The organism is Pokkaliibacter plantistimulans (assembly GCF_003194385.1).
GTDB classification, from domain to species: domain Bacteria; phylum Pseudomonadota; class Gammaproteobacteria; order Pseudomonadales; family Balneatricaceae; genus Pokkaliibacter; species Pokkaliibacter plantistimulans.
Window position 1 is genome coordinate 39,820 of sequence record NZ_LAPT01000086.1, and the last position, 20,507, is coordinate 60,326.

The 20,507-nt window shown below is 57.1% G+C and carries 20 protein-coding genes and 1 pseudogene; 9 read left to right on the forward strand and 12 right to left on the reverse strand.

The annotated features are described in order from the left end of the window. Nucleotides 1-20 precede the first annotated feature (20 nt). The 3 genes from WH50_RS17355 to WH50_RS17365 all read right to left on the reverse strand — a co-directional run bounded on the left by WH50_RS17355 (nucleotide 21) and on the right by WH50_RS17365 (nucleotide 1,622). On the reverse strand, nucleotides 21-248 hold the full coding sequence (locus WH50_RS17355; RefSeq protein ID WP_133251359.1) for a hypothetical protein: 228 nt from the start codon (nucleotides 246-248) through the stop codon (nucleotides 21-23). A 53-nt stretch (nucleotides 249-301) separates the two neighbouring features. Beyond that, nucleotides 302-1,135: an alpha/beta fold hydrolase gene (locus WH50_RS17360; protein WP_243410152.1), complete on the reverse strand. Its 834-nt coding sequence runs from the start codon at nucleotides 1,133-1,135 to the stop codon at nucleotides 302-304. A 148-nt stretch (nucleotides 1,136-1,283) separates the two neighbouring features. After that, nucleotides 1,284-1,622 (reverse strand): hypothetical protein, encoded by a 339-nt coding sequence (locus WH50_RS17365; RefSeq protein WP_110188519.1) that lies wholly within the window; start codon nucleotides 1,620-1,622, stop codon nucleotides 1,284-1,286. Nucleotides 1,623-1,780: 158 nt separating this feature from the next. Here WH50_RS17365 and WH50_RS26380 point away from each other — a divergent pair, with 158 nt between their 5' ends. Continuing rightward, entirely contained in the window at nucleotides 1,781-2,302 is a 522-nt protein-coding gene (locus WH50_RS26380) for a hypothetical protein (RefSeq protein WP_165838458.1), read from the forward strand. On the opposite strand, the pseudogene WH50_RS17370 reads toward WH50_RS26380, so the two are convergent. Further along, a pseudogene (locus tag WH50_RS17370) lies at nucleotides 2,296-2,412 on the reverse strand (IS5/IS1182 family transposase); the annotation flags it as partial. The gene WH50_RS26380 and the pseudogene WH50_RS17370 sit on opposite strands and share 7 nt — an antisense overlap. Before the next feature lie 93 nt (nucleotides 2,413-2,505). Here WH50_RS17370 and WH50_RS17375 point away from each other — a divergent pair. Beyond that, a complete protein-coding gene (locus WH50_RS17375; protein WP_207780368.1) occupies nucleotides 2,506-3,711 on the forward strand; it encodes a PrpF domain-containing protein in 1,206 nt (401 codons plus the stop codon). 84 nt (nucleotides 3,712-3,795) lie between these two features. Here WH50_RS17375 and WH50_RS17380 read toward each other — a convergent pair whose 3' ends face one another. The 4 genes from WH50_RS17380 to WH50_RS17395 form a co-directional block, all read right to left on the reverse strand. Then, nucleotides 3,796-4,572 carry an ABC transporter ATP-binding protein gene (locus WH50_RS17380; protein ID WP_104157156.1) on the reverse strand — a complete coding sequence of 259 codons (777 nt, stop codon included), beginning with the start codon at nucleotides 4,570-4,572 and terminating at the stop codon, nucleotides 3,796-3,798. Further along, complete coding sequence (locus WH50_RS17385; protein WP_110188520.1) at nucleotides 4,566-5,657, reverse strand: FecCD family ABC transporter permease; 1,092 nt, start codon at nucleotides 5,655-5,657, stop codon at nucleotides 4,566-4,568. The genes WH50_RS17380 and WH50_RS17385 overlap by 7 nt, the downstream gene beginning before the upstream one ends. After that, nucleotides 5,647-6,777, reverse strand: coding sequence for an ABC transporter substrate-binding protein (locus WH50_RS17390; protein WP_110188522.1), 1,131 nt, complete (start codon nucleotides 6,775-6,777; stop codon nucleotides 5,647-5,649). The genes WH50_RS17385 and WH50_RS17390 overlap by 11 nt, the downstream gene beginning before the upstream one ends. A gap of 353 nt (nucleotides 6,778-7,130) precedes the next feature. Next, entirely contained in the window at nucleotides 7,131-8,057 is a 927-nt protein-coding gene (locus tag WH50_RS17395; protein WP_110188523.1) for a cyclase family protein, read from the reverse strand. A 267-nt stretch (nucleotides 8,058-8,324) separates the two neighbouring features. Here WH50_RS17395 and WH50_RS17400 point away from each other — a divergent pair, with 267 nt between their 5' ends. Next, a complete protein-coding gene (locus WH50_RS17400; RefSeq protein WP_110188525.1) occupies nucleotides 8,325-8,993 on the forward strand; it encodes a DsbA family protein in 669 nt (222 codons plus the stop codon). Between the two features lie 126 nt (nucleotides 8,994-9,119). Here the strand turns inward: WH50_RS17400 and WH50_RS17405 are convergent, their stop codons facing one another. Continuing rightward, nucleotides 9,120-10,292 carry an MFS transporter gene (locus tag WH50_RS17405; RefSeq protein ID WP_110188526.1) on the reverse strand — a complete coding sequence of 391 codons (1,173 nt, stop codon included), beginning with the start codon at nucleotides 10,290-10,292 and terminating at the stop codon, nucleotides 9,120-9,122. 119 nt (nucleotides 10,293-10,411) lie between these two features. Between WH50_RS17405 and WH50_RS17410 the strand changes: the two genes are divergently transcribed. After that, on the forward strand, nucleotides 10,412-11,320 hold the full coding sequence (locus WH50_RS17410; RefSeq protein WP_110188528.1) for a LysR family transcriptional regulator: 909 nt from the start codon (nucleotides 10,412-10,414) through the stop codon (nucleotides 11,318-11,320). 141 nt (nucleotides 11,321-11,461) lie between these two features. Here WH50_RS17410 and WH50_RS17415 read toward each other — a convergent pair whose 3' ends face one another. Further along, a complete protein-coding gene (locus WH50_RS17415) occupies nucleotides 11,462-12,034 on the reverse strand; it encodes a hypothetical protein (protein ID WP_110188530.1) in 573 nt (190 codons plus the stop codon). A 186-nt stretch (nucleotides 12,035-12,220) separates the two neighbouring features. Here WH50_RS17415 and WH50_RS17420 point away from each other — a divergent pair, with 186 nt between their 5' ends. The 3 genes from WH50_RS17420 (at nucleotide 12,221) to hpaR (ending at nucleotide 15,039) form a co-directional block, all read left to right on the forward strand. Beyond that, on the forward strand, nucleotides 12,221-13,345 hold the full coding sequence (locus tag WH50_RS17420) for an SPFH domain-containing protein (RefSeq protein ID WP_110188531.1): 1,125 nt from the start codon (nucleotides 12,221-12,223) through the stop codon (nucleotides 13,343-13,345). Nucleotides 13,346-13,351: 6 nt separating this feature from the next. Next, nucleotides 13,352-14,440 (forward strand): TFIIB-type zinc ribbon-containing protein, encoded by a 1,089-nt coding sequence (locus WH50_RS17425; RefSeq protein ID WP_110188533.1) that lies wholly within the window; start codon nucleotides 13,352-13,354, stop codon nucleotides 14,438-14,440. A 170-nt stretch (nucleotides 14,441-14,610) separates the two neighbouring features. Beyond that, on the forward strand, nucleotides 14,611-15,039 hold the full coding sequence (gene hpaR, locus WH50_RS17430; protein WP_110188535.1) for a homoprotocatechuate degradation operon regulator HpaR: 429 nt from the start codon (nucleotides 14,611-14,613) through the stop codon (nucleotides 15,037-15,039). 78 nt (nucleotides 15,040-15,117) lie between these two features. Here the strand turns inward: hpaR and WH50_RS17435 are convergent, their stop codons facing one another. Next, entirely contained in the window at nucleotides 15,118-16,035 is a 918-nt protein-coding gene (locus tag WH50_RS17435) for a LysR family transcriptional regulator (protein WP_110188537.1), read from the reverse strand. A gap of 107 nt (nucleotides 16,036-16,142) precedes the next feature. On the opposite strand from WH50_RS17435, the gene WH50_RS17440 reads away from it, so the two are divergent. Both WH50_RS17440 and argC read left to right on the forward strand, forming a co-directional pair. Further along, a complete protein-coding gene (locus WH50_RS17440) occupies nucleotides 16,143-17,399 on the forward strand; it encodes an MFS transporter (protein ID WP_110188546.1) in 1,257 nt (418 codons plus the stop codon). Nucleotides 17,400-17,700: 301 nt separating this feature from the next. Continuing rightward, entirely contained in the window at nucleotides 17,701-18,639 is a 939-nt protein-coding gene (argC, locus tag WH50_RS17445) for an N-acetyl-gamma-glutamyl-phosphate reductase (protein ID WP_110188548.1), read from the forward strand. A gap of 210 nt (nucleotides 18,640-18,849) precedes the next feature. On the opposite strand, the gene arsB is transcribed toward argC, so the two are convergent. Next, nucleotides 18,850-19,920 carry an ACR3 family arsenite efflux transporter gene (gene arsB, locus WH50_RS17450; RefSeq protein ID WP_459536947.1) on the reverse strand — a complete coding sequence of 357 codons (1,071 nt, stop codon included), beginning with the start codon at nucleotides 19,918-19,920 and terminating at the stop codon, nucleotides 18,850-18,852. Between the last annotated feature and the right edge of the window lie 587 nt (nucleotides 19,921-20,507).

The window sequence follows — 20,507 nt, forward strand, 5'->3', positions numbered from 1 at the left end:
GATCGATTTTCTACAACCTGCTAAACAATCAAAGCACAGGAAGGCATAGACCAGTCCGCAGTCTGCATACAGATTTTGTCGCCTACAGAGTCCAGCTGACCGTATAAGGTCATTTTCTCGCCACCTCCCTGAATCAAACCGATACGATGGCGCTTACCGACATGCTTGCCAGCCCATTCGAACCCAACGGTAACTTTGACTTCGTCAGTTTCGGGCTGCATTTCGCGTGGAGTTTCCGGAATTTTCACGTGTTGATCTTTAGTTGATTACTGGGCCCGCTGAGTGATTGCCACTGTCACCATCACCCGGTCACTGAGGAAGTCTGGTTTTGTTCCAGCCAGTGGCCAATAGCCCGCAGTACCGGGCCTTCCTTCTCCCGATGGGGGACATGCCCGCAGTCATGCAACTCCACCAGCGTCGCTGCAGCGGCCACACGACTGACGATACGCTCGGGATGCAGCAGGCTGCCGTATTCATCCTTCTCGCCATGAATCGATAGTGTGGGGCAGCGTACCTGAGGGAGCACCTGATCCAGACTCCAGTCGGCGAAATCCTCAGACGTCCAGGTGTTGATCCAGGAATCCAGCACCCAGCGGGCCTTACCGCCGTGGTACCTCTCCAGCTTTTCCAGTTGCCCCGGCTGGGCAAACAGCTGCTGCGCATCGCGAATACCATCCAGCACCTGCTGCTCCACAAAGGTCATGGTGGCAATCGTGATCAACCCCTCACAACGCTCTGCACAGGCTGCGGCAATATTGACGGCCATGCAGCCGCCCACACTGTGGCCTAGCACGATAAAGCGCTCGATCTGCAGATGCTTTACAACAGCAGCGAAGCTGGTTGTCACTTCACGTTCAATAAAGTCCAGCGGCAAGGCACCGGGATAGCGGTCTGACAAGCCAAAGCCCAGGCGGTCATAGGCGATAACCCGACGCTGTGTAGCCTCAGCCAGATGCGCCGGAAACTCACGCCACAACGCGACGCTACCAAGGGAGTCATGCAGCAGAATAATGGGTGCCAGTGCCGAGTCAGCATCGGCGACGCTCCAACACCTCGCCGAAATGTTGCCGTCAGCTGAGAGGATGTCGATATCCAGAACCTCTGTTGCACTGCTGGGTATCACATGTTGAGACACGCGGTTGGCTCCTTATTGTTGGCTTCGGCAAGCATATAGGTGCAAAACAACGGCTGGACAATAGCGACCAAGACAGCACCAGCCGTTCATGCCAACCGGCAGATCAGGGAACATAACGAAATCCGGCTCGTTGTTGCGACTCCCGCTGCTAAAGCAAAGACACTGCCTCACTCAGCGTGACATTGCGGCAGGCATTCCAGTCGGTATGGTGAAAAAGGCTGTAGCGAACAGGGCCGTCGGACGCTTCCGAGGCAATAAAGATCTGCATGATTTTATGACCCGCTTCATACACATCCAGCCCGATGGCATCGGGTGCATCATCAATCAGCAGAAACTCACCGTGCTGCCAGTACCCGGCAGCCAGAGCGCAGTGAACCAGCTGCAGCAGGGAGCCATGTTCAAAGGCAAGCTGGCTAAAGTTATCTACCCCCTCCAGATGAGCGGGTAGTTGCCATTGGAGTACGTCGATTGCCTTGATCAAATCCATATCTGCCTTCTCTCTGGCTTATATGCCTCTGGGCTGAAAATATCGAGCCGATAGCACAAAAGAGCGTTTTGCCTGGTTTCTGAAATAGGTAAATTATTCAGCCTGACACTAGTTCAATAGGTTGCTCATCCCTGAAGTCCGCACAAAAGGATAACGGAATGGAAATAGCCATCTCCATCGACGTCGCCCGGGATAACGCCAGAAGGCCAGAGCCTGACCATCTGCATTTTGCAGCAATGGAGTACTACTTTCTGATACTCAATCGCTCGTTCGAGATCATCATCACTGCAGAAGGCATCTACGGCAGCCTGCTGGGTGGCATGATCTCCGCGCACCAACCCAGTGTTGCCCGAGCCTCTAAAACAGGGAATGGCTATGATCTTTTCTCTGAACAGCAGATTGATAGAGCCCGATGGTTCAGTATTGATGATGCCGACTTTCTCACATCACACCCCCAGAATTTCCACTATCAGAAAAGTACCATTGCCAGTCTCAGCTATGACGCCAGCAAAAAATGGGGGATGGGGCCGGTGGTTCATTCCGGAAAGCTCTACATCAACACGCTGGACGGGAAGAAACGCCAACTCATTCCTTTAGGTACTCTGGCTATGCCAATGGTGCTGAGCCGACTACAGCAGTTGGGATATGCCGTTTGCACACATAACGGCTTTGTTGCATAAAAGGTCATGTCCCGGTCCAGCCAGATCATCAATGACCCACGCGCTTTGAGCGCGGCGTTGTAGAACTTCCAGTTCGTTGTCTTGTACTTCGGGGAGGCAGGCTTGTTCATGCCTTCATTCTACTGCAGGGGAACCCGTTCCGATTTGCGCAACAAAGCCACCCATAACTAAAACACTTCCACTACTGAGACTGAGGCCGAGCCATGCTCTACCCCAAAAAACACAACAACATCTGGGAGTTTCCCGTTCACCATATGCGTGGTGGCACCTCTACCGGGCTGGTGATCTGGGAAGATATTGCCCCGCGGCAGACCGAACTGCGGGAAGAACTGCTGCGCCATCTGATGGGCGTTCCCCTTATTGGCGAGCAGCCGGGCAACCGGCAGATCACCGGCCTTGGACGTGGCCCCGCCACCAGCAACAAGGTCTTTTTTGCCACCCTTGAGCAGTCGGATCAGGGTCTGCGGCTGGTCAGTACGCTGGCACAACTGGCCGCTGAGCACGGTCGTATCGACTGGAGCGTCAACTGCGGCAATATGTCATCGGCCCTGCAAATCTGGGCCATTCATACTGGCCAGATCGACGCCAGTGCAGCAGGCGCCCATACCCTGGAAATTTTCAATACCAATACCGGCGTCAGCACCACCTCGCGGGTGGTGATCGATAGTGATGGCCAGTTCAGCACCGCGGAAATACCCGGTGTGATGGGATTGCACCCGGCGGTGGATCTGTTTCTGCACAACCCTGTCGGTGCCAAAACCGGCACCCTGCTCCCCACCGGTAATGCCACAGACGTGATTGATGGCTGCCGGGTGAGCTGTGTCGATGTCGCCGTGCCCATGGTGATTATTCGTGCAGAAGATATGGGCAAGACGGCCACGGAGACGATGCAGGCGCTGGAAGCTGACCCGCATTTTATGACCCGTCTGAAAGTGATCTGGACGGCAGCCGGTTTGAAGATGCAGCTGCGCCACAAGGATGGCCGCCTGCTGACCGCAGATGAACTGGCAGCCAGTGAAACCATTCCCAAGGTTTGTATTGTTGCCGCGCCGCGGGACGGCGGTGATATTGCCGTGCGCTACTTCACCCCGCAAACCGGCCATAACTCCATGGCGGTGTCCGGTGGTTGCTGTCTGGCCGCGGCGACGCTGATCCCCGGTAGCGTGGCCCATGACATCGCCGGTAAATCGCTGAGTGCCGAGGCCACCGAACAGTTTATTGGTATCGAGAACCCCGCAGGTATTCTGGGCGCCAGCGTGATTGCCCGGCACACACCTGAAGGCATCGACATCCAGCAGTCGGCATATCAGCGCAGTGCGCAGGTGCTGTTGCAGGGGTATATGCCGCTGTACGGTGCTTCCCCTGCGCTGCAACAGGCTCTGGCGGAGATCAGTCAGCTGCCCCGCTGAACTGTGGCTGAAAGGCAGAACAAAAAAACGGCCAGCACCTCCGCGATGCTGGCCGTTTGCCTTGCACTGATGACTACTGACCGATCAGGCCACCGCCATTTTAACCTTCTCGCTCACCACCCCATCGACGATGACGTGACGCAGGCCACGGGAGCAGCTCTCAATTCGCGCCTCCACCTGATACACCCGGCGCAGCATGGCAGGCGTGATGATCTCTTCAACGGTACCGCAGGCCACCAGACCGCCACCGGCGACCACCATGGCCTTGTCGGTGAAGCGCAGCACATGATTCAGGTCATGCAGCGCGATAAAGATGATCATCCCCCGTTGCTGTGCCAGCTCGCGCACCAGCGCCAGCACTTCGATCTGACGGTGCAGATCAAGGGCAGACGTCGGCTCATCCATCAGCAGCACTTTCGGCTCACGCACCAGCGTCTGGGCGACGCCGACCAGTTGCCGCTGGCCGCCACTCAGGTCAGACACATTGCGCTCACTCAGCTCCGTGATGCCCAGTGCGGCCATGGTGCTGTCAACAATGGCCAGATCCTCCGGCGATACGCGCAGTGAACTGCCCTGCTTTCGCGCCAGTACGACCGCTTCATAGACACTGAGCAAGGCGCTGGAGGACGTATCCTGCGGCATATAGCAGATGGCCGCAGCGCTCATATCAGCCCCGAGGATCACCGTTCCCGGCCCGGCGAACAGGCCTGCCATACGCCGGAACAGCGTGGACTTGCCTGCCGCATTGGGGCCGATCAGGGCGATTACCTCACCGGCATTGAACTGCGGCGTGGAGATACCGCTGAGAATCTGGGTGCGGCCGTACTTCGCACCAATCTCTTCTAACTGAATGCTTACCATGGTCGCTTCTGATTACTGAGGATGAGCGAGACGAAGAACGGAATACCGACCAGTGAGGTCACCACGCCGATCGGGAAAATGGTGCCGGGGATCAGCATCTTGGAAACAATGGAACTGGCTGACAGCAGCAACGCCCCGCACAACGCCGCGGCAGGCATAAAGAAGCGCTGGTCTTCGCCGATCAGCATCCGCGCGATATGCGGGCCGACCAGACCGACAAAGCCGATAGTGCCGACAAAGGACACCGGAATGGCTGCCAGCAGACTCACCAGCAACAGGGTTTCCAGACGAATGCGGGAAATATTCACCCCGAAGCTTTCCGCCTTGGCATCCCCCAGCCGCATGGCCGTCAAGGCCCAGGCACGTTTGACAAAAATCGGCATGACTGCCAGCAGAATCGCCAGCGTAATCCAGAACTTGGGCCAGGTCGCCTTGGTCAGGCTGCCCATGGTCCAGAACACCACGGCCGCCATGGCCTGCTGCGAGGCGAAGAACTGCACCAGCGCCAGCAAGGCGTTAAAGCAGAACACCAGCGCAATACCCAGCAATACGATGGTCTGTACCGATACGCCGCGACGCATGCTGACCAGATGAATCAGCCCGGCCGTCAGCATCGCCACGATAAAGGCGTTGATCGGCACCAGATAATCCAGCGCCCCGACAAACGGGAACAACGCCACACCAAAGGCCAGCGCCAGTGCCGCACCAAAGCTGGCGCCAGCCGAGATCCCTAGCGTAAAAGGGCTGGCCAGCGGGTTATTGAGGATGGTCTGCATCTGCGCGCCAGCCACCGACAGTGCGGCGCCGACAACAATCGCCATCAACGCGATGGGCATGCGGATTTCCCACAGCACCACGCGAATCTGGATAGAGACCTCTTCCGGGGCATAGAAGGCTTTGACGACATCGGCCAGCGCATAGTTTGACGGCCCCAGTGCCAGATCCACACACAGGCAGGCCAGCAGCGCGATAGCCATAGCCGCCAGAATCAGCTGCCTGCGCCAGACCAGAGCGTGGTAGTGACCACGCCCCGCTCCGACTTCACTCGCGGCCTGAGCCGCAATCCCTGAAGTATTACTTGGCATCTTTCAGCGACACCCAGTAGCCCGATACATAATCCACGGGCAGGAACTTCTCGTGCAGTTCCCTGAAGGTGGCTTCAGGATCCAGATCAGCAAACAGATCAGGATGCAGCCACTTGGCCATCTGCTGGATCGCTACGAACTGATAGGGGCTGTTGTAGAACTGGTGCCAGATGGCATGGAACTGCTGGTGTTCGACGGCAGGAATACCAGTCATCGCCACGCGCTTAGTCAGGTTTTCCAGCTTGCGTCGGGCTTCCTGCAGGTTGGCGCCGGGGCCAACACCGACCCAGTTACCACCGGGCACATAGGCATCCCACATCCCCCCCGTGACGATCACCTGATCGGGGTTGGCAGCAATAATCTGCTCAGGGTTAAGGGTGCCGAAGGTGCCGGGGATAATGCCCTTGGCGATGTTGGTGCCGCCGGCCATTTCAACAAACTTGCCGAAGTTGTCGTCACCGAAGCTCATGCAGCAGTCGTCAGAGTAACCACCAGCGCGATCAATCAGCACTTTAGGCCGCGCAGGATTGGCTTTGGCAATCACATCGGTGACCCGGGCGATCTGTTCTTCACGGAATTTGATGAAGTCATCGGCTTTCTGTTCTTCGCCAAACAGCTCACCGATCAGACGCATGCTCGGCTCAGTGTTGGTGAAGGGATGCTCGCGGAAGTCGACGTACACCACAGGAATGCCCGCCGCGGCCAGCTTTTCGATGTACTTGGCATCTTCAGTGGCTTTTTTTGCCTCGATGTTCAGCAGCATCACATCAGGATTGAGACTAACCGCCTGCTCGACGTCAAAGCTGCTGTCCTTGAAGCCGCCAAACGTGGGGATTGAAGCCATCTGCGGGAACTTTTTCAGGTAGATGGCGTAGTTGTCCGGGTCGGCCTGAGAGAAGTCTTCACGCCAGCCAACGACGCGCTTGAAGGGGTTATCACGGTCAAGGGCACTGACCAGATAAATCTGACGGCCTTCGCCCAGAATTACCTTGTTGACCGGCACATCCACCACCACACTGCGACCGGCGACGTCAGTCACTGTGACTTCTTTGGCCCAGGAGGCATTCGCCAGAACAGCCAGACCCAGCAATGCCTTGGCGGCAACCTTATTCCACTTCATTGAAGACTCCTTAGACGTGCCTTGCAGCACTGACTTCACTCTTTGCTATCGTTCCCGGCTCAACCTGTGCCGGTGATCTGCTCAGCGTTGCCGCAGGAAAAATGGCTGCATTTTTCACCGACGGGCGTCCATTCACACTGAGCAAGAATTAGGGACGGCAAACTATGAATGCTAAGGCTTCTCATTTCAACTTGTATTTATATAAACGTTTGTGAAGTAGGAAATTTGACCTTCGGGTGGAAAATAAGAATAAAAAGTTCCGTCAAATCAATGAGAAATGAGCACTAACAGAAAGAAAAAAGCCGGAGCAGATCGCTGCTCCGGCCCGGAAAAAGTAACGTCAAAGAGGCAGGTTAACGGATACGCATCCCCTGCTGCTCGTCGTAATGCAGCGGCTTATCAAATTTGGGTAAAGGCACGTCCCCTTCCCCTGCTTTGACGCCGTATTGCCAGTCCGCCGGGCAGATGGCGATATACCGTGCATAGCCACCCAGCCCGCCACCGAATTTCGGGTAGCCAATAGCCACCAGTGCGCCCGTCTCCGGCACCTTATCCAGATTGGCGATGCCTTCAGCCTGCGCATAGCCGTTATGCATCAGCCAGTGCTCTCCTTCGAGGTTGGGGGTAGAGTCGGTATCCAGTGGCTCGTGGCCATGGAACAGAATATGACGCTGCTCGTGCAGAAACTTAAGCGCTGCCAGTGAGACACCGGGGAACTGTGTCAGTTTGGCCAGCTCAGGGTCAGGCCAGCGTTTGGACCAGTCAGAACGCACAAACACCACGGACCCGGCAGGAATGGTGCCATGCTGTTTTTCCCAGGCTTCAATATCAGCCACCTGCAGCGCGTAATTGGGGTCTTTGCTGACCTGATCCACAATGGAAATCACCACCAGCGGCCGCACGGCATAAGACGCCGGAATTTCATCAATGGCAGCGTATTCAGGTGCCCAGTGTGCGGGAGGGTCGAGTTGAGTGCCGAGCTGATCGGTTTTAAGGACATATTCGGTCGCCTCAAAACCATGTTTGGCATAGGTGTAGGCTTCCCCTTTGCTGGCAAAGCCCTCCATATCCACGCCGGCTTTAGCCGGGGCAAAGCTGGAGTCACTGAAACCGGCCCACACCGGAATGTGTGGCGTGATGGTATGGGTGAGATCGACATAGCGGGCATTCTTCAACGCGGAGTTATATACCGCCCAGAGACCGGGCTCCTGCTCTGCCTGAGCCGTCCCGATCAGCCCGACGGCAGACAGTACAGCAAATGCCAGTGTGGCTTTCTTCATTGCAATTCCCTCTTGCGATTACTTGGTGTCAACACACAGCTCGTGAATACGTGCTCAGTCACGTTACACAAAAGCGTACCGCCCGAGTATCAGCCAAAAGAGAGAGGTTATAAGCACAGGCTACGCTCAACCGGGCCAGTTCCCATTTTATTCGCTCTGGATACGCAACAATCCCTTAACTGATCTGCGCTATTTGCCTGTGCAATGCTGCTTTACACTGGGCACTACCCTCTTCACTCTGTCTGGCTGTTCAAATAGGACCACAACGTGAGCGAACTGCGCCTGCTGTACTTCTTCGATCCTCTCTGTGGCTGGTGCTATGCCAGTGCCCCTGCCCTCGCCGCTCTGGCTGAACACTACCCGCAACAACTGCAGCTGATGCCTTCCGGCCTGTTCTCTGGTCAGGGTGCACGCCCCATGAGCCGCGACTTTGCTGACTATGCCTGGCAGAACGACCAGCGCATCGAGAAGATGACTGGCCAGCGTTTTACCGAGGCCTATTTGCAGCAGGTGCTGCACGGTAAAGATGTTCGCTTTGATTCGGGTTACGCCAGTCTGGCCATGACCGCCGCTGCGGCTATGGCTCCGGCGCTGGAAGCACAGGTGCTACATGCCCTGCAGCTGGCGCGCTATGTAGAGGGAGTGGATACCAGCAAGGCGGAAAATGTCGCCGCGATATGCCAGCAGGTGGCAGAGACACAGGGCATCAGCCTGTCCCGGCAGGAATGGCTGGAAAAACTACAGGACAGCACCGTAGTCGCTCAGCGTGATGCCCGTATCGGGCAAGCCCAGCAATTTATGCAGCAGCTGGGTATTCAGGGCGTACCGCAGCTGGTAGTGAATAAAGGCGATCAGTACGGCGTGATCAGTGGTGGCGCCCTGTATCAGGACAAAGAAGCGTTGCTGGAGATGATTGCCAGTGCCTTCAGGGCATAAACATCCACTGCCGGTCAAAACGGCGATCTGGCCGCACAGCTGAAAAAACGGCGCGATGTTTTACCATCGCGCCGTTTTTGTTTGCAGAACCCGTTGCTGACGAACGGATTCCGTCATCGCGTCCCGTTAACAGGCTTCGGCAACGACAGTGGCACTGCCGCGCCCACGGCGAATCAACAGCAGCATGATCAGCCCGACCACTGCCGTTGCTGCACCTGCCAGTGACACAGCAGGCAAACCAAGACCCATACTGATCACCCCGCCACCCAGTGCCGCACCAATGGCATTACCCAGGTTAAAGGCACCGATATTCATGGCAGAGGCCAGATTGGGCGCCTCTGCGGCTTCCTGTACGACCATCGACTGCAACGGTGGCACCAGCGCAAAGCTCGCCACACCCCAGAAGAAAATCAACGGCGCGACCATCCACTCTGACTGCATGGTGCTGGCAAAGATCACCAGCAGCACAGTAACAGCCAGCAAGGACGCGATCAGCGTGCCGTCCAGCGACTTGTCAGCGAAGCGACCGCCCAGAATGTTGCCCACGGTCAGACCCAGCCCGTACAGCACCAGCATGGAGGTGACAAAGAAGGTAGATGCCTGCGTCTCTTCTCGCAGAATCGGCGCGATATAGGTAAACACGGTAAACATGGCGCTGGAGCTGACCACCGTCAGCAGCAGTGCCGCCAGCACCGGGCCTTTGCCCAGCACTTTAAGCTCGGCCCGCATATCGGCTTTGCCTTCGTTGGCCAGCGGTGGCAAGGACACCCGCAGCGCCACCATGGTAATGACACCAATCACGGCGATACCGAAGAAGGCAATACGCCAACCAATGGTTTCACCAATAAGGGTCGCCAGAGGGACACCACCCACCGTCGCGATGGTCAGCCCGGAGAACATGGCAGCCACAGCACCGGCGCGCTTGTCCGGCGGCACGATATTGGTGGCAACCACGGCACCGACACCGAAGAACGCACCATGGTTGAAGGACGTGATGATACGGCCGACCATCAGCGCGGCGTAACTGTCAGCCAGCGCCGAGATAAAATTACCAACCGTAAAGATAGCCATAGACAGCAACAGCAGGCGGCGACGGGACATATTGGCAAACAGCAGCGTCATGATCGGCGCGCCGACCAGCACACCGAAGGCGTATGCGCTGATCAGCAGACCAGCAACCGGAATGGATACACCGAGATCGTTGGCGATCACCGGCAACATACCCATGGGGGAAAACTCCGTCACCCCTATGCCGAAGGCACCGACGGCCAGTGCCAGTAAGGGCGGATTTATCTTCATGATGAACCTCGTTGAATTTGTGCATGTGCGCAATATTTTTGCTTGGACGGAATATAGTTGACGGGCAAAAGCCTGAGTAGCCATGATTGCGGTCATTCACTTTTGCGAATAAATCAAAAATGAAAACAGGAAGAACCGACAAGACGGCTGAGCTGGAAACCTTTCTCGCCATTGCCTGCGCTGGCAGCCTGAGCGGCGCGGCCCGCGCGCTTGATCTGACGCCGTCGGCAGTCAGCCGGATAGTCAGCCGCATCGAGAAGCGGCTGGGCGTACAACTGATTATTCGCACTACACGTGCACTGCGCCTGACCAGTGAAGGCGAATCCTATGCGCTGGCAGCACGCCGGATTCTCACAGATCTGGAAAATACCGAAGAGGCCATCGCCAACCGTGCCCGCCCCAGCGGGCTGATCAAAGTCAGCACGGCAACGGCCCATAGCCGCCTGACCATTGTGCCGTTGCTGGGCGAGTTTCTTGCTCGCTATCCCGATATCCGCATCGAAGTGGAAGTCAGTGATCTGATCAGCGATGTGCAGGGAGGCGAGGCCGACGTCGCCATCCGCTTTGGACAGCTCCCTGACAGCACCCTGAATGCCCGCCGTCTGGGCGATACGGGCCGCACAGTGGTGGCCTCCCCGGAGTATCTGGCCCACGCCGGCATACCGCAGACCCCGGCCGATCTGCAACATTTCAACTGTCTGGATTTCAGCTTCCGCCGCCTTGAGCCGGGCTGGCCCTTTCGGCAGGATGGCGAAGAGTTCATGTTGCCCGTCAAAGGCAATCTCACCGCCAATAACGGCGAAACGCTGGTTGAACTGGCGCTGCAAGGCATGGGTATTACCCGGGTCGGCAACTTCCACATCAAGGAAGCGCTGGCCAGTGGCCGACTGGTGCCGCTGCTGGAAGGCTTCAATCCGCAGGATCGCGAAGTGATTCACGCGGTCTTTATCGGCGGCAAGAACATGCCCGCCCGGGTGCGGGTATTCGTTGATTATCTGGTAGAGAAAATGGCCGGTACGGCTGACTGAGCAGTGCCCTACAATCCCTTTCTGGCCCGGTTAATTCAAGCAGGCGAGTGAATGGTGGCCAGCATTGCTTGTGCCTATTCACTCCAACCCCAAGAATCTGCACCACCGCACCTGGAGCTGTGCGCAGAATTACCCGTTTAACTACTCAACCTGACGCTTGATCCGCCGCAACATGCGCATTCTGATCAGACCACTGGCCGGGCGAATCGCCAGCCAGTAGAGCCTCATCATCAGCGTGGCCATGGCATCGAAGGTTTGAATCCGCGTGACAGTGGTAAGACAGGTAGAGGTGTCATTGATTGCTTCAGCATGAAATGCCAGCACCAGCCTGGCATTGCGCTGATAAAGCATGAAATCCTGAGGCGTGGTAATGGTATCGAGGCCAAAATCCAGCCGCCAGAACCGCCCCGCCAACCCGAGGCAATACCAGTCGGCAGACCGATGCAAGGGCGTGAAACTGTGCAGGCCAAAGGCTCTGACATGACGATAACGAGGCAATCTGCGCACCAGTGCCGTTCTGACTTTCAGCAGCGTCTGCGTCAGACGGTCATCGTCCATACTCTGCCCCACCACTGCCTGCATGACCTCGGCGGCAGGCGCATCAATCACAAGGCTGTGCACTTCCTCAAAGCGAAAATGGGGCAGCAGCTTCGCTAAAGGTTCTGGCTCTGTCAGCTGCTGTGCGGCGGTTTCCTGTGCTGATGGGGTCGGCATACACGCTCCTTGTCAACTATCAGATGCCCTTCACTCGGGCCCGTAAAACAGATAGGCCCGGCGCAGGAGACTTTACCACCACCGCACGTCTATTGCTTTTCGTACCTTGCTCATCAGCTGACATCCCTGCCAATTCCTATACACTTTCCTGCTACCAATACGGGCAGCCTGAGCAGGAGTCTTACCATGGGATTTTGGGATAAGATCACTGGCGAGTTTATCGACATCGTCGAGTGGACTGACGACAGCGATGACACTCTGGTGTGGCGCTTCGAGCGTTACGAAAACGAGATCAAATACGGTGCCAAACTGATCGTCCGCCAGCAGCAGGTGGCGATTTTCGTTGATCAGGGCAAGATCGCGGACATTTTCCAGCAGGGCATGTATGAGCTGCAGGCGGAGAACATGCCGATTCTCAGTACCCTGCGTGGCTGGAAATACGGTTTCCATTCTCCGTTCAAGGCCGAAGTCTACTTTATCAACCTGCGCACCTTTACCGACAACAAATGGGGCACCCAGAACCCCATCATGCTGCGTGACCCTGAATTCGGTCCGCTGCGCCTGCGTGCTTTCGGTAACTTCAGTATCAAGGTGACTGAGCCAGAAAAACTGCTGATGGAAATCGTCGGCACCAACGGCCATTTCACCCTCGACAATATTCACTCACAGCTGAAAACGCTGGCGGTCACCCGTTTCTCTGACGCAGTGGCAGAGAGTCGCATCCCCGTGCTTGATCTTGCGGCCAACTACGATGAGCTGTCGGCGCTGATGCGTGAACGGATGAACCCGGACTTCGAGCAGTATGGCCTGCAACTGCAGCAGTTTCTGGTGGAGAACATCTCCCTGCCCCCTGAGGTGGAAACCGCGCTGGATAAGCGTTCTTCCATGGGCATCATCGGCAATCTGCAGCAGTACACCCAGTTTCAGGCCGCCAATGCCATGGAGCAGGCTGCCAGGAATCCGGGCGGTGACGCCAGTGCAGGTATCGGTATGGGCATGGGCTTTGCCATGGCCAACCAGCTTGGACAGGCCATGGCGCAACCCTCTTCTGCCCAGCAGGGCGCAGCGCAGCCGTCGGCCCCGGTAACACCGCCTCCCCTGCCACAAGCACACCCTTATTTTGTTGCCGTCAACGGCCAGCAAACCGGCCCCTTCCCGCTATCAGCCCTGCAGGGCAAGATCACCAGCGGTGAAATGACCCGCTCGTCACTGGTCTGGTGTCAGGGCATGGCCAGCTGGGCCGAGGCAGGCAGTGTGGCTGAACTGGCCCCGCTGTTCGCCAGCATGCCACCTCCTCTGCCGGGAGTGTGATGAGGCATGGATATCAAGTGTGAAGGCTGTGGTGCCAAGCTGACCTACCAGCCCGGCACCACCTCCCTGACCTGCGCCTACTGTGATCACACCATGGCCATCGCCGATGCCACGGCACAGCAACAGGCGCAGACTGAACAGGACTTTGACCTGTACCTGCAATCGCGGGAGCAGCAGACCGATACCCTTGAGCAGTATGTGCTGCAGTGTCAGGGCTGCGGCGCAGAGACGCAGCTGGCACCTGACCAGCAATCCAGCCGCTGCCCGTTCTGCGATACCGCACTGGTGATGGAACAAAAGCAAACCCGCAAGCTGATCAAACCGCAGGGGGTGCTGCCGTTTCGCCTCCCGCGCAAGGAGGCGCAGGCCGCCTTCAACCGCTGGCTGAAAGGGCTGTGGTTTGCCCCGAACAAGCTCAAGCGGCAGACCACCCGTCATGATCGTTTCGAGGGCGTCTATCTGCCGTTCTGGACCTATGACTGTGAAACCGACAGCCGTTATACCGGCCAGCGCGGAGATGATTACACCGTGCAGGTGCAGAGCACCGACAGCAAAGGCAACACCGTCACGCGCTCAGAAACCCGCACCCGCTGGCATTCGGTGCGCGGTGAAGTCAGCAACAGTTTCGATGACATTCTGGTACCCGGCAGCCGCAGCTTACCCCGTGACAAACTGGATGCGCTGCAACCCTGGGAGCTGAGTGAAGTGGTCGACTATCGCGATGAGTTTCTGGTGGGATATCGCACAGAAACCTATCAGATCAGTGCGCGCCGGGCCTATGACGATGCCAAAGACATCATGGACGACGCCATCCGTCAGACCATTCGTCGGGATATTGGGGGCGATCATCAGCGTATCGATAACGTTGACAGTCGCTACTACGACCGCACCTTTAAACATCTGCTGTTGCCCGTCTGGGTCTCGGCCTATCGCTTTGGTAATGAGGTCTATCGGGTGCTGGTCAACGCCCAGACCGGTGAGGTTCAGGGTGAGCGGCCGTGGAGCTGGGTCAAGATCGGCCTGACGGTTATCGCTGGCCTTGCTGTTGCAGGTGCTATTGCCTATCTGGTGAACAGCAACGCTGTGCCGCAGTGATGTTAATGACATTAGCGGCATTCATTCCTGATCATGACAAGCCACAGCAGTATGCTCCCGTCTTCCGGGGCTGCCCGTACTGTCTGTGGCTGATGCGTCGATATTTTGCCTCGCCACATCCTTACAGTTTCATTAAGATGTGAACTAAACCGAATTGTGAGCCAAGTTCTATGCGCAAGTTTGATGACTCCCTGCCTCTCAAGTTGCTGAAAGCCCGTGAAGCGGCCATGTCTTTTTTCCGCCCGTTTCTGCAGGAGAACAACATCACCGAACAGCAATGGCGCATCCTGCGCGCCCTGTTTGAACATGAGGAACTGGAAGCCAAACAACTGGCGCGCACCTGCTGCATTCTCAGCCCCAGCCTGACCGGTATCATCAGCCGTCTGGAAGCGCAGGGCTACATCAAACGGCGCAAGGGGGAAGATGACCAGCGCCGGGTACTGCTGAGCATGACGGATGAAGCCCGCGCCTTCTTCGATAACCTGAGCCCTGAGGTGGAGTCACGCTACAAGCAGCTGACTGATCGTCTCGGTCAGGAAAAACTGCAGCAATTGCATGAACTGCTCAACGAAGTGATTGAACTGCGTCAGGCGGAGTAGCGTTGCTCCTAGGTAACACGCCCCTCACAGCGCGTATTCGCCTGCTCCCGCTCCTTTCTACCGTTTACGTTCTACCGCTCACTTTTCCAGCGGCTCCACCTGACTGGCATAGGTTGGAGCCAGCTGGCGCAGCAGCTGGACAAAATTCAGTGTGATTCGTGATGCACCGATGCGGCGATGCGCCAGCGTCAGACCGATCAACGGCGCCTCGCCACTGATGGCACGAAAGACCACGCCCTGAACCTGCAGCTGCTGCATGGAAGCAGGCACCAGCGAGAACCCCAGCTCCGCCGCCACCATCGACATGATGGACGCTATCTGCGGTGCGGACTGGCCGATCACGGGTTCAAAGCCTGCATCGCGGCAGGCACGCAGAGCCTCATCATGCAGAGTGATACCTACCTTGCGCGGCGTCAGCACTAATGGCGCATCCCGCAGCGTCACCAGCGCCATACTGCTGTCACTGCTTGCCCAGGCTTCCGGCAAGGCGATCACCAATGGCTCTTCCAGCAGCTGATATTTCTGCAGTTCCTCCGGGTCCGTTGCGTTAGGGCGCAGGATAGCGACGTCCAGCCGACCGTCCATCAGGCCGTTGATCAGCCCCACCGAGTTAGCTTCCTCCAGCGTCAGCTCAACATCGGGGAAACTACGACGAAAGCGCCGGATAGCATCAGTGAAATAAGGTTGCAGCGCTGCCGTGCCGGTCATCCCCAGATTGAGCGTGCCCGTCTCACCCCTGCCTGCGCGCTGCGCGGACTGCACAGCATCCTGCACCAGATCCGGTACGCCTTTCACTTTCTCCAGAAAGGCCTGACCGGCCTCGGTCAGCTCCGCCCCCTGCGGGATGCGATGGAACAGCTTCACCCCGACTTCATTTTCCAGATCCTTGATCTGCTGGCTGAGCGGCGGCTGACCAATGCCCATGCGTGCAGCGGCACGGGTGAAATTCAGCTCTTCGGCTACCGCCAGAAAGTAACGAATATGTCTCAGCTCCATTCACTCCATCTCCAAAACATATCGAATTCGAGTCTTCCATATATTAGATCAATACAGGGCCGATCCCTATAATTCAGCTCATACCACCCGCAGTGCTGGATCGCATCATGTCTACCCTTACCTCCGACCTCTCTCCCGCTGTACACACCCCCAACTGGATCAGCAAAGGCACCAAAACTTATCGTCAGGTAGAAATCGCGCTGTTTCTGGCAGGTTTCGCCAGTTTCTCCCTGATCTACTGCGTGCAGCCGCTGCTGCCCGCGTTCGCCCACAGCTTTCAGCTCAGCCCCGGCGCATCGTCGCTGGCACTGTCGCTGACCACGGGTTTTCTGGCGATGTCGATCCTGATGACCGGCGCGCTGTCGCAGTCACTCAGCCGCAAGAGCCTGATGTTCACCTCCATGGCGCTGGCTGGCGTACTGAATCTGATCGCAGCGCTGGCGCCGAACTGGCACGCCTTTCTGATTGCCCGCGCGCTGGAAGGTCTGGTACTCGGAGGCGTCCCCGCCATCGCTATGGCCTATCTGGCCGAAGAGATTGAGCCTGAGCATCTGGGCAAAACCATGGGGCTCTATATCGCGGGAACGGGTTTCGGCGCCATGATTGGCCGGGTTGGAATGGGGTTTGTCACTGAATTCGTGTCATGGCAGGGAGCTCTTGCCATGCTGGCGACCGCCTGCCTGCTGGCCACCGCAGGATTTGCCTGGTTGCTGCCGCCCTCGCGCAACTTCACTCCGCAGCCCCGCAAACCCCTGAGTTTTCATCTGCAGGCCTGGCAGCAGCATCTGCGCAATCCGGCCATGGTGCGGATCTATGCCCTTGGCTTTGTATTGACCAGCGTGTTCGTCACTATCTTCAACTACCTTGCCTTTCGCCTGTCGTCAGCACCCTACCATCTGAGTCAGACGCAGCTGAGCACGATCTTTCTGACCTATGCCATTGGCATGGTAGCATCGTCCTACTCGGGCAACCTGTCTCTGAGACTGGGTAAGCGCCTGACACTGGCACTGAGCTTTATCACCACCCTGCTCGGTGTGGTGGCGACGCTCTACACCGGGCTGCCGATGATCATCGTCGGCATCTCACTGATCACCATCGGCTTCTTCCTGGGTCACTCTGTCGCCAGCAGCAGCATCGGCCCACTGGCTGGCAAAACCAAGAGCCACGCCTCATCGTTGTACCTGATGTTCTATTACATGGGTTCCAGCATCACCGGCACTGTCAGTGGCTGGCTGTGGCAGCATCAGGGCTGGAATGCCGTCGCCAGTCTGACCATCATCGTCGCCAGCATCGGCCTGCTGCTGGCCTGGACGGGTAAAAGCTCATTCGGCACCGTCAAACCAGCAGGATCAAAAACGCAATGAGTACGACTACTCCCCTGCTGTTTCTGCCCGGGCTGCTGTGCGACGAACACCTCTGGCATCATCAGCTGCGCTATTTCGGCAGCCGCTATACCTCAATCTGACACAGGATGACTCAGCGGCAGTTGAGGCGGCCTGACAATGGGCTAATTCTTTGTCGGCAGCTGTACCTGATGACGGGAATTTGACACAATTCGCCGCTAAATATAGGCATGGCAGCTCGACTCTTGTCAGGATTCAGAAAACATCCAGCTGCCCTCTTCACGCCATGGCAGTCAGCTCACACTTTGTACAAGGAGCGCATATGAAAAAGGTTTTTATCGACGGCGAATCAGGCACTACCGGTCTGCAGGTAAGACAGCGCCTGGCTAACCACCCTCATGTACAGGTTGTCAGCATCGATCCTTCTGAAAAACGCAATATCGACGCTAAAAAGCGCCTGATGAGCGAAGTGGACGTTACCATCCTCTGCCTGCCTGATGACGCTTCCAAAGAGTCTGCCCTGCTGGCAGGCGAAGTGGGCTGCCGTGTACTGGATGCCAGTTCTGCCCATCGTATCGCTGACGGCTGGGTCTACGGCCTGCCAGAAATTCACCCCGAACAGCGCAGTAAAATCGCCAGTGCTGCCCGCGTCTCCAACCCTGGCTGCTACGCCACCGGTGCGATCGTGCTGCTGCAACCGCTGGTAAAAGCAGGTGCTCTGGCCGCCGAAGGCCTGTACACCATCAATGCCATTTCAGGCTATACCGGTGGTGGCAAACCCATGATCGAACGTTACGAAAGCGATGAAAAGGTGCCAACCTTTGCCGCTTACGGCTTGGGCTTCAACCACAAGCACCTACCGGAGATCCAGACCCACAGTGCTCTGGCTCATCAGCCCATCTTCATCCCCAGCGTAGGCACCTTCGCTCAGGGCATGCTGGTGATGATTCCGCTGCATCTGCCCAAAGGCCAGAGCAGCGAAGCCCTGCACAAGGTCTTGGCCGATGCCTACGCCGGTGAAATCTTCGTCAAGGTCAACCCTTACAACGAGATTGATCCTGCCAATGCTCCTTTCATCACCCCTCACGGTGTAGAAGGCAGCAACGAAGTGCAGATTTCTGTCTATGGCAACAAGGAAGGCGATCGCAGCCTGCTGGTCGCCAAACTGGACAACCTCGGCAAAGGCGCCTCTGGCGCGGCAGTACAAAACCTCAATATCATGCTGGGGCTGGATGAATCCCTCTGCGTGAATATCGACTGAGCCTGGCAACTGACTGGTTGCAGAAGACAAAAAAGCCCGTGATTTCGTAAGAAACACGGGCTTTTTACTAGGTAATGAGGTGATATCGGACAGCCATTGTTCAGTGCTTACACCTGCTCCGAAATATCTGTCAGGCTAAGGTCAGGGTTGCGCAGAGGGTCGGATTCGCAGCCTAATACGTACCGCGCTGCTATGAAGCTGAACGCCGCTTCAGCCTTTGGCCTCGTACCATGCCTTTGAGCCGTTCACCACACGCACGACCAGCAGCATCACCGGCACTTCGATCAGCACGCCGACCACCGTCGCCAGTGCTGCGCCCGAGTTAAAGCCGAACAGACTGATCGCCGCAGCCACCGCCAGCTCGAAGAAGTTGGACGCGCCGATCAGCGCTGAAGGGCATGCCACACTGTGCTTCTCTCCCAGCACGCGGTTAAGCCAGTAGGCCAGCGCCGAGTTGAACAGCACCTGAATCAGGATGGGCACGGCCAGTAGTGCAATCACCACTGGCTGCTGCAGAATCGCCTCTCCCTGAAATGCAAACAGCAGCACCAGCGTTGCCAGTAAAGCCGCCATCGACCAGGGGCCGATTTTTGCCATGGCAGCATCAAATGCAGCCTGCCCTCTGGCCAGCAGCTGTTTGCGCCACAGCTGTGCCAGAATGACCGGCACCACGATGTACAGCACAACGGAGGTCAGCAGGGTGTCCCACGGGACGGCGATGGCAGACATCCCGAGCAACAGACCCACCAGCGGGGCAAAGGCGACGACCATGATGCTGTCGTTCAATGCCACCTGCGACAGAGTGAACAATGGATCACCCTGAGTCAGTCGGCTCCAGACAAACACCATCGCCGTGCAGGGTGCGGCTGCCAGCAGGATCAGCCCCGCGATGTAACTGTCGAGCTGTTCAGCCGGGAGCATGGGGGCAAACAAATGGCGAATGAACAGCCAGCCCAGCAAGGCCATTGAAAATGGTTTGACCAGCCAGTTCACAAACAAGGTAACGCCAATGCCCCGCAGGTGGTGTCTCACCTCCTGCAAGGCGCCAAAGTCTACTTTCACCAGCATCGGAATGATCATCACCCAGATCAGCAGCCCTACGGGCAAATTGACCTGAGCTATTTCCAGCCGCCCGACAAACTGGAACACCGTTGGCATCCCCTGCCCCAGCGCGATACCAAGGACGATGCACAGAAAAACCCACACACTCAGATAGCGCTCAAACAGACTCATCGGCACTCCCGCCGACTTTTTCAGGGTGACCTCACATTGGGCAGACAAGGTAATGAACTCCTGTTATTGGGAAAGTCATCGGTACACAGACACACCCGGCCTCTGCTGCAGAGGCTCCTTCAAGGGTGTTCGCGTTCTGAGCACAGGCGCGTGGTTTACCGACACAAATAGAGAAAAGGGTCAGCCTCATCGTTTGCCGTGCCGTGCCGTGCACTGGACTGCGACGATGCCACTGGCAATTTAACCCCGGCGACCCCGGCATAATCGTCAGCTCAGCAATCGGCTCAGCCTGACAGATTTTTATCAGCGTCACCTTGAGCAGCGACAAACAGCCTAACAGGTGAAGCTCTGTTCACGGCACCCATACTCAGAAGGCCACCGACCTAACAGGTCGTTGAAAATCTATCTGCGTTGCCGAATACCTCGTCAAAAACAGGCTCACAGCCAAAGGCTGAACGTGCTTTAGCACGGCCCCGAAGGGGCGAGCGGAGCGAGTCAAATGCTCATTTAGTTCACTAAACTCCGCTTTTTCGCCTGTTTCTTGTGCCCTCGGGGTATTTCCTTGTCTCGGCTGCCTCGATAACGTTTTTCAACATCCTGTTAGCGGTTTACGATCATGCAACAATACCGTGAGG

Excerpts from the sequence above, each read along its gene's own strand:
- WH50_RS17395 (WP_110188523.1), bottom strand. The coding sequence starts at position 8,057 with ATGAAGAAAGCCACACTGGCATTTGCTGTACTGTCTGCCGTCGGGCTG.
- WH50_RS17375 (WP_207780368.1), top strand. The coding sequence starts at position 2,506 with ATGCTCTACCCCAAAAAACACAACAACATCTGGGAGTTTCCCGTTCAC.
- WH50_RS17405 (WP_110188526.1), bottom strand. The coding sequence starts at position 10,292 with ATGAAGATAAATCCGCCCTTACTGGCACTGGCCGTCGGTGCCTTCGGC.
- WH50_RS17365 (WP_110188519.1), bottom strand. The coding sequence starts at position 1,622 with ATGGATTTGATCAAGGCAATCGACGTACTCCAATGGCAACTACCCGCT.
- WH50_RS17415 (WP_110188530.1), bottom strand. The coding sequence starts at position 12,034 with ATGCCGACCCCATCAGCACAGGAAACCGCCGCACAGCAGCTGACAGAG.
- WH50_RS17380 (WP_104157156.1), bottom strand. The coding sequence starts at position 4,572 with ATGGTAAGCATTCAGTTAGAAGAGATTGGTGCGAAGTACGGCCGCACC.
- WH50_RS17435 (WP_110188537.1), bottom strand. The coding sequence starts at position 16,035 with ATGGAGCTGAGACATATTCGTTACTTTCTGGCGGTAGCCGAAGAGCTG.
- WH50_RS26380 (WP_165838458.1), top strand. The coding sequence starts at position 1,781 with ATGGAAATAGCCATCTCCATCGACGTCGCCCGGGATAACGCCAGAAGG.
- argC (WP_110188548.1), top strand. The coding sequence starts at position 17,701 with ATGAAAAAGGTTTTTATCGACGGCGAATCAGGCACTACCGGTCTGCAG.
- WH50_RS17385 (WP_110188520.1), bottom strand. The coding sequence starts at position 5,657 with ATGCCAAGTAATACTTCAGGGATTGCGGCTCAGGCCGCGAGTGAAGTC.
- hpaR (WP_110188535.1), top strand. The coding sequence starts at position 14,611 with ATGCGCAAGTTTGATGACTCCCTGCCTCTCAAGTTGCTGAAAGCCCGT.
- WH50_RS17440 (WP_110188546.1), top strand. The coding sequence starts at position 16,143 with ATGTCTACCCTTACCTCCGACCTCTCTCCCGCTGTACACACCCCCAAC.
- WH50_RS17425 (WP_110188533.1), top strand. The coding sequence starts at position 13,352 with ATGGATATCAAGTGTGAAGGCTGTGGTGCCAAGCTGACCTACCAGCCC.
- WH50_RS17390 (WP_110188522.1), bottom strand. The coding sequence starts at position 6,777 with ATGAAGTGGAATAAGGTTGCCGCCAAGGCATTGCTGGGTCTGGCTGTT.
- WH50_RS17420 (WP_110188531.1), top strand. The coding sequence starts at position 12,221 with ATGGGATTTTGGGATAAGATCACTGGCGAGTTTATCGACATCGTCGAG.
- WH50_RS17410 (WP_110188528.1), top strand. The coding sequence starts at position 10,412 with ATGAAAACAGGAAGAACCGACAAGACGGCTGAGCTGGAAACCTTTCTC.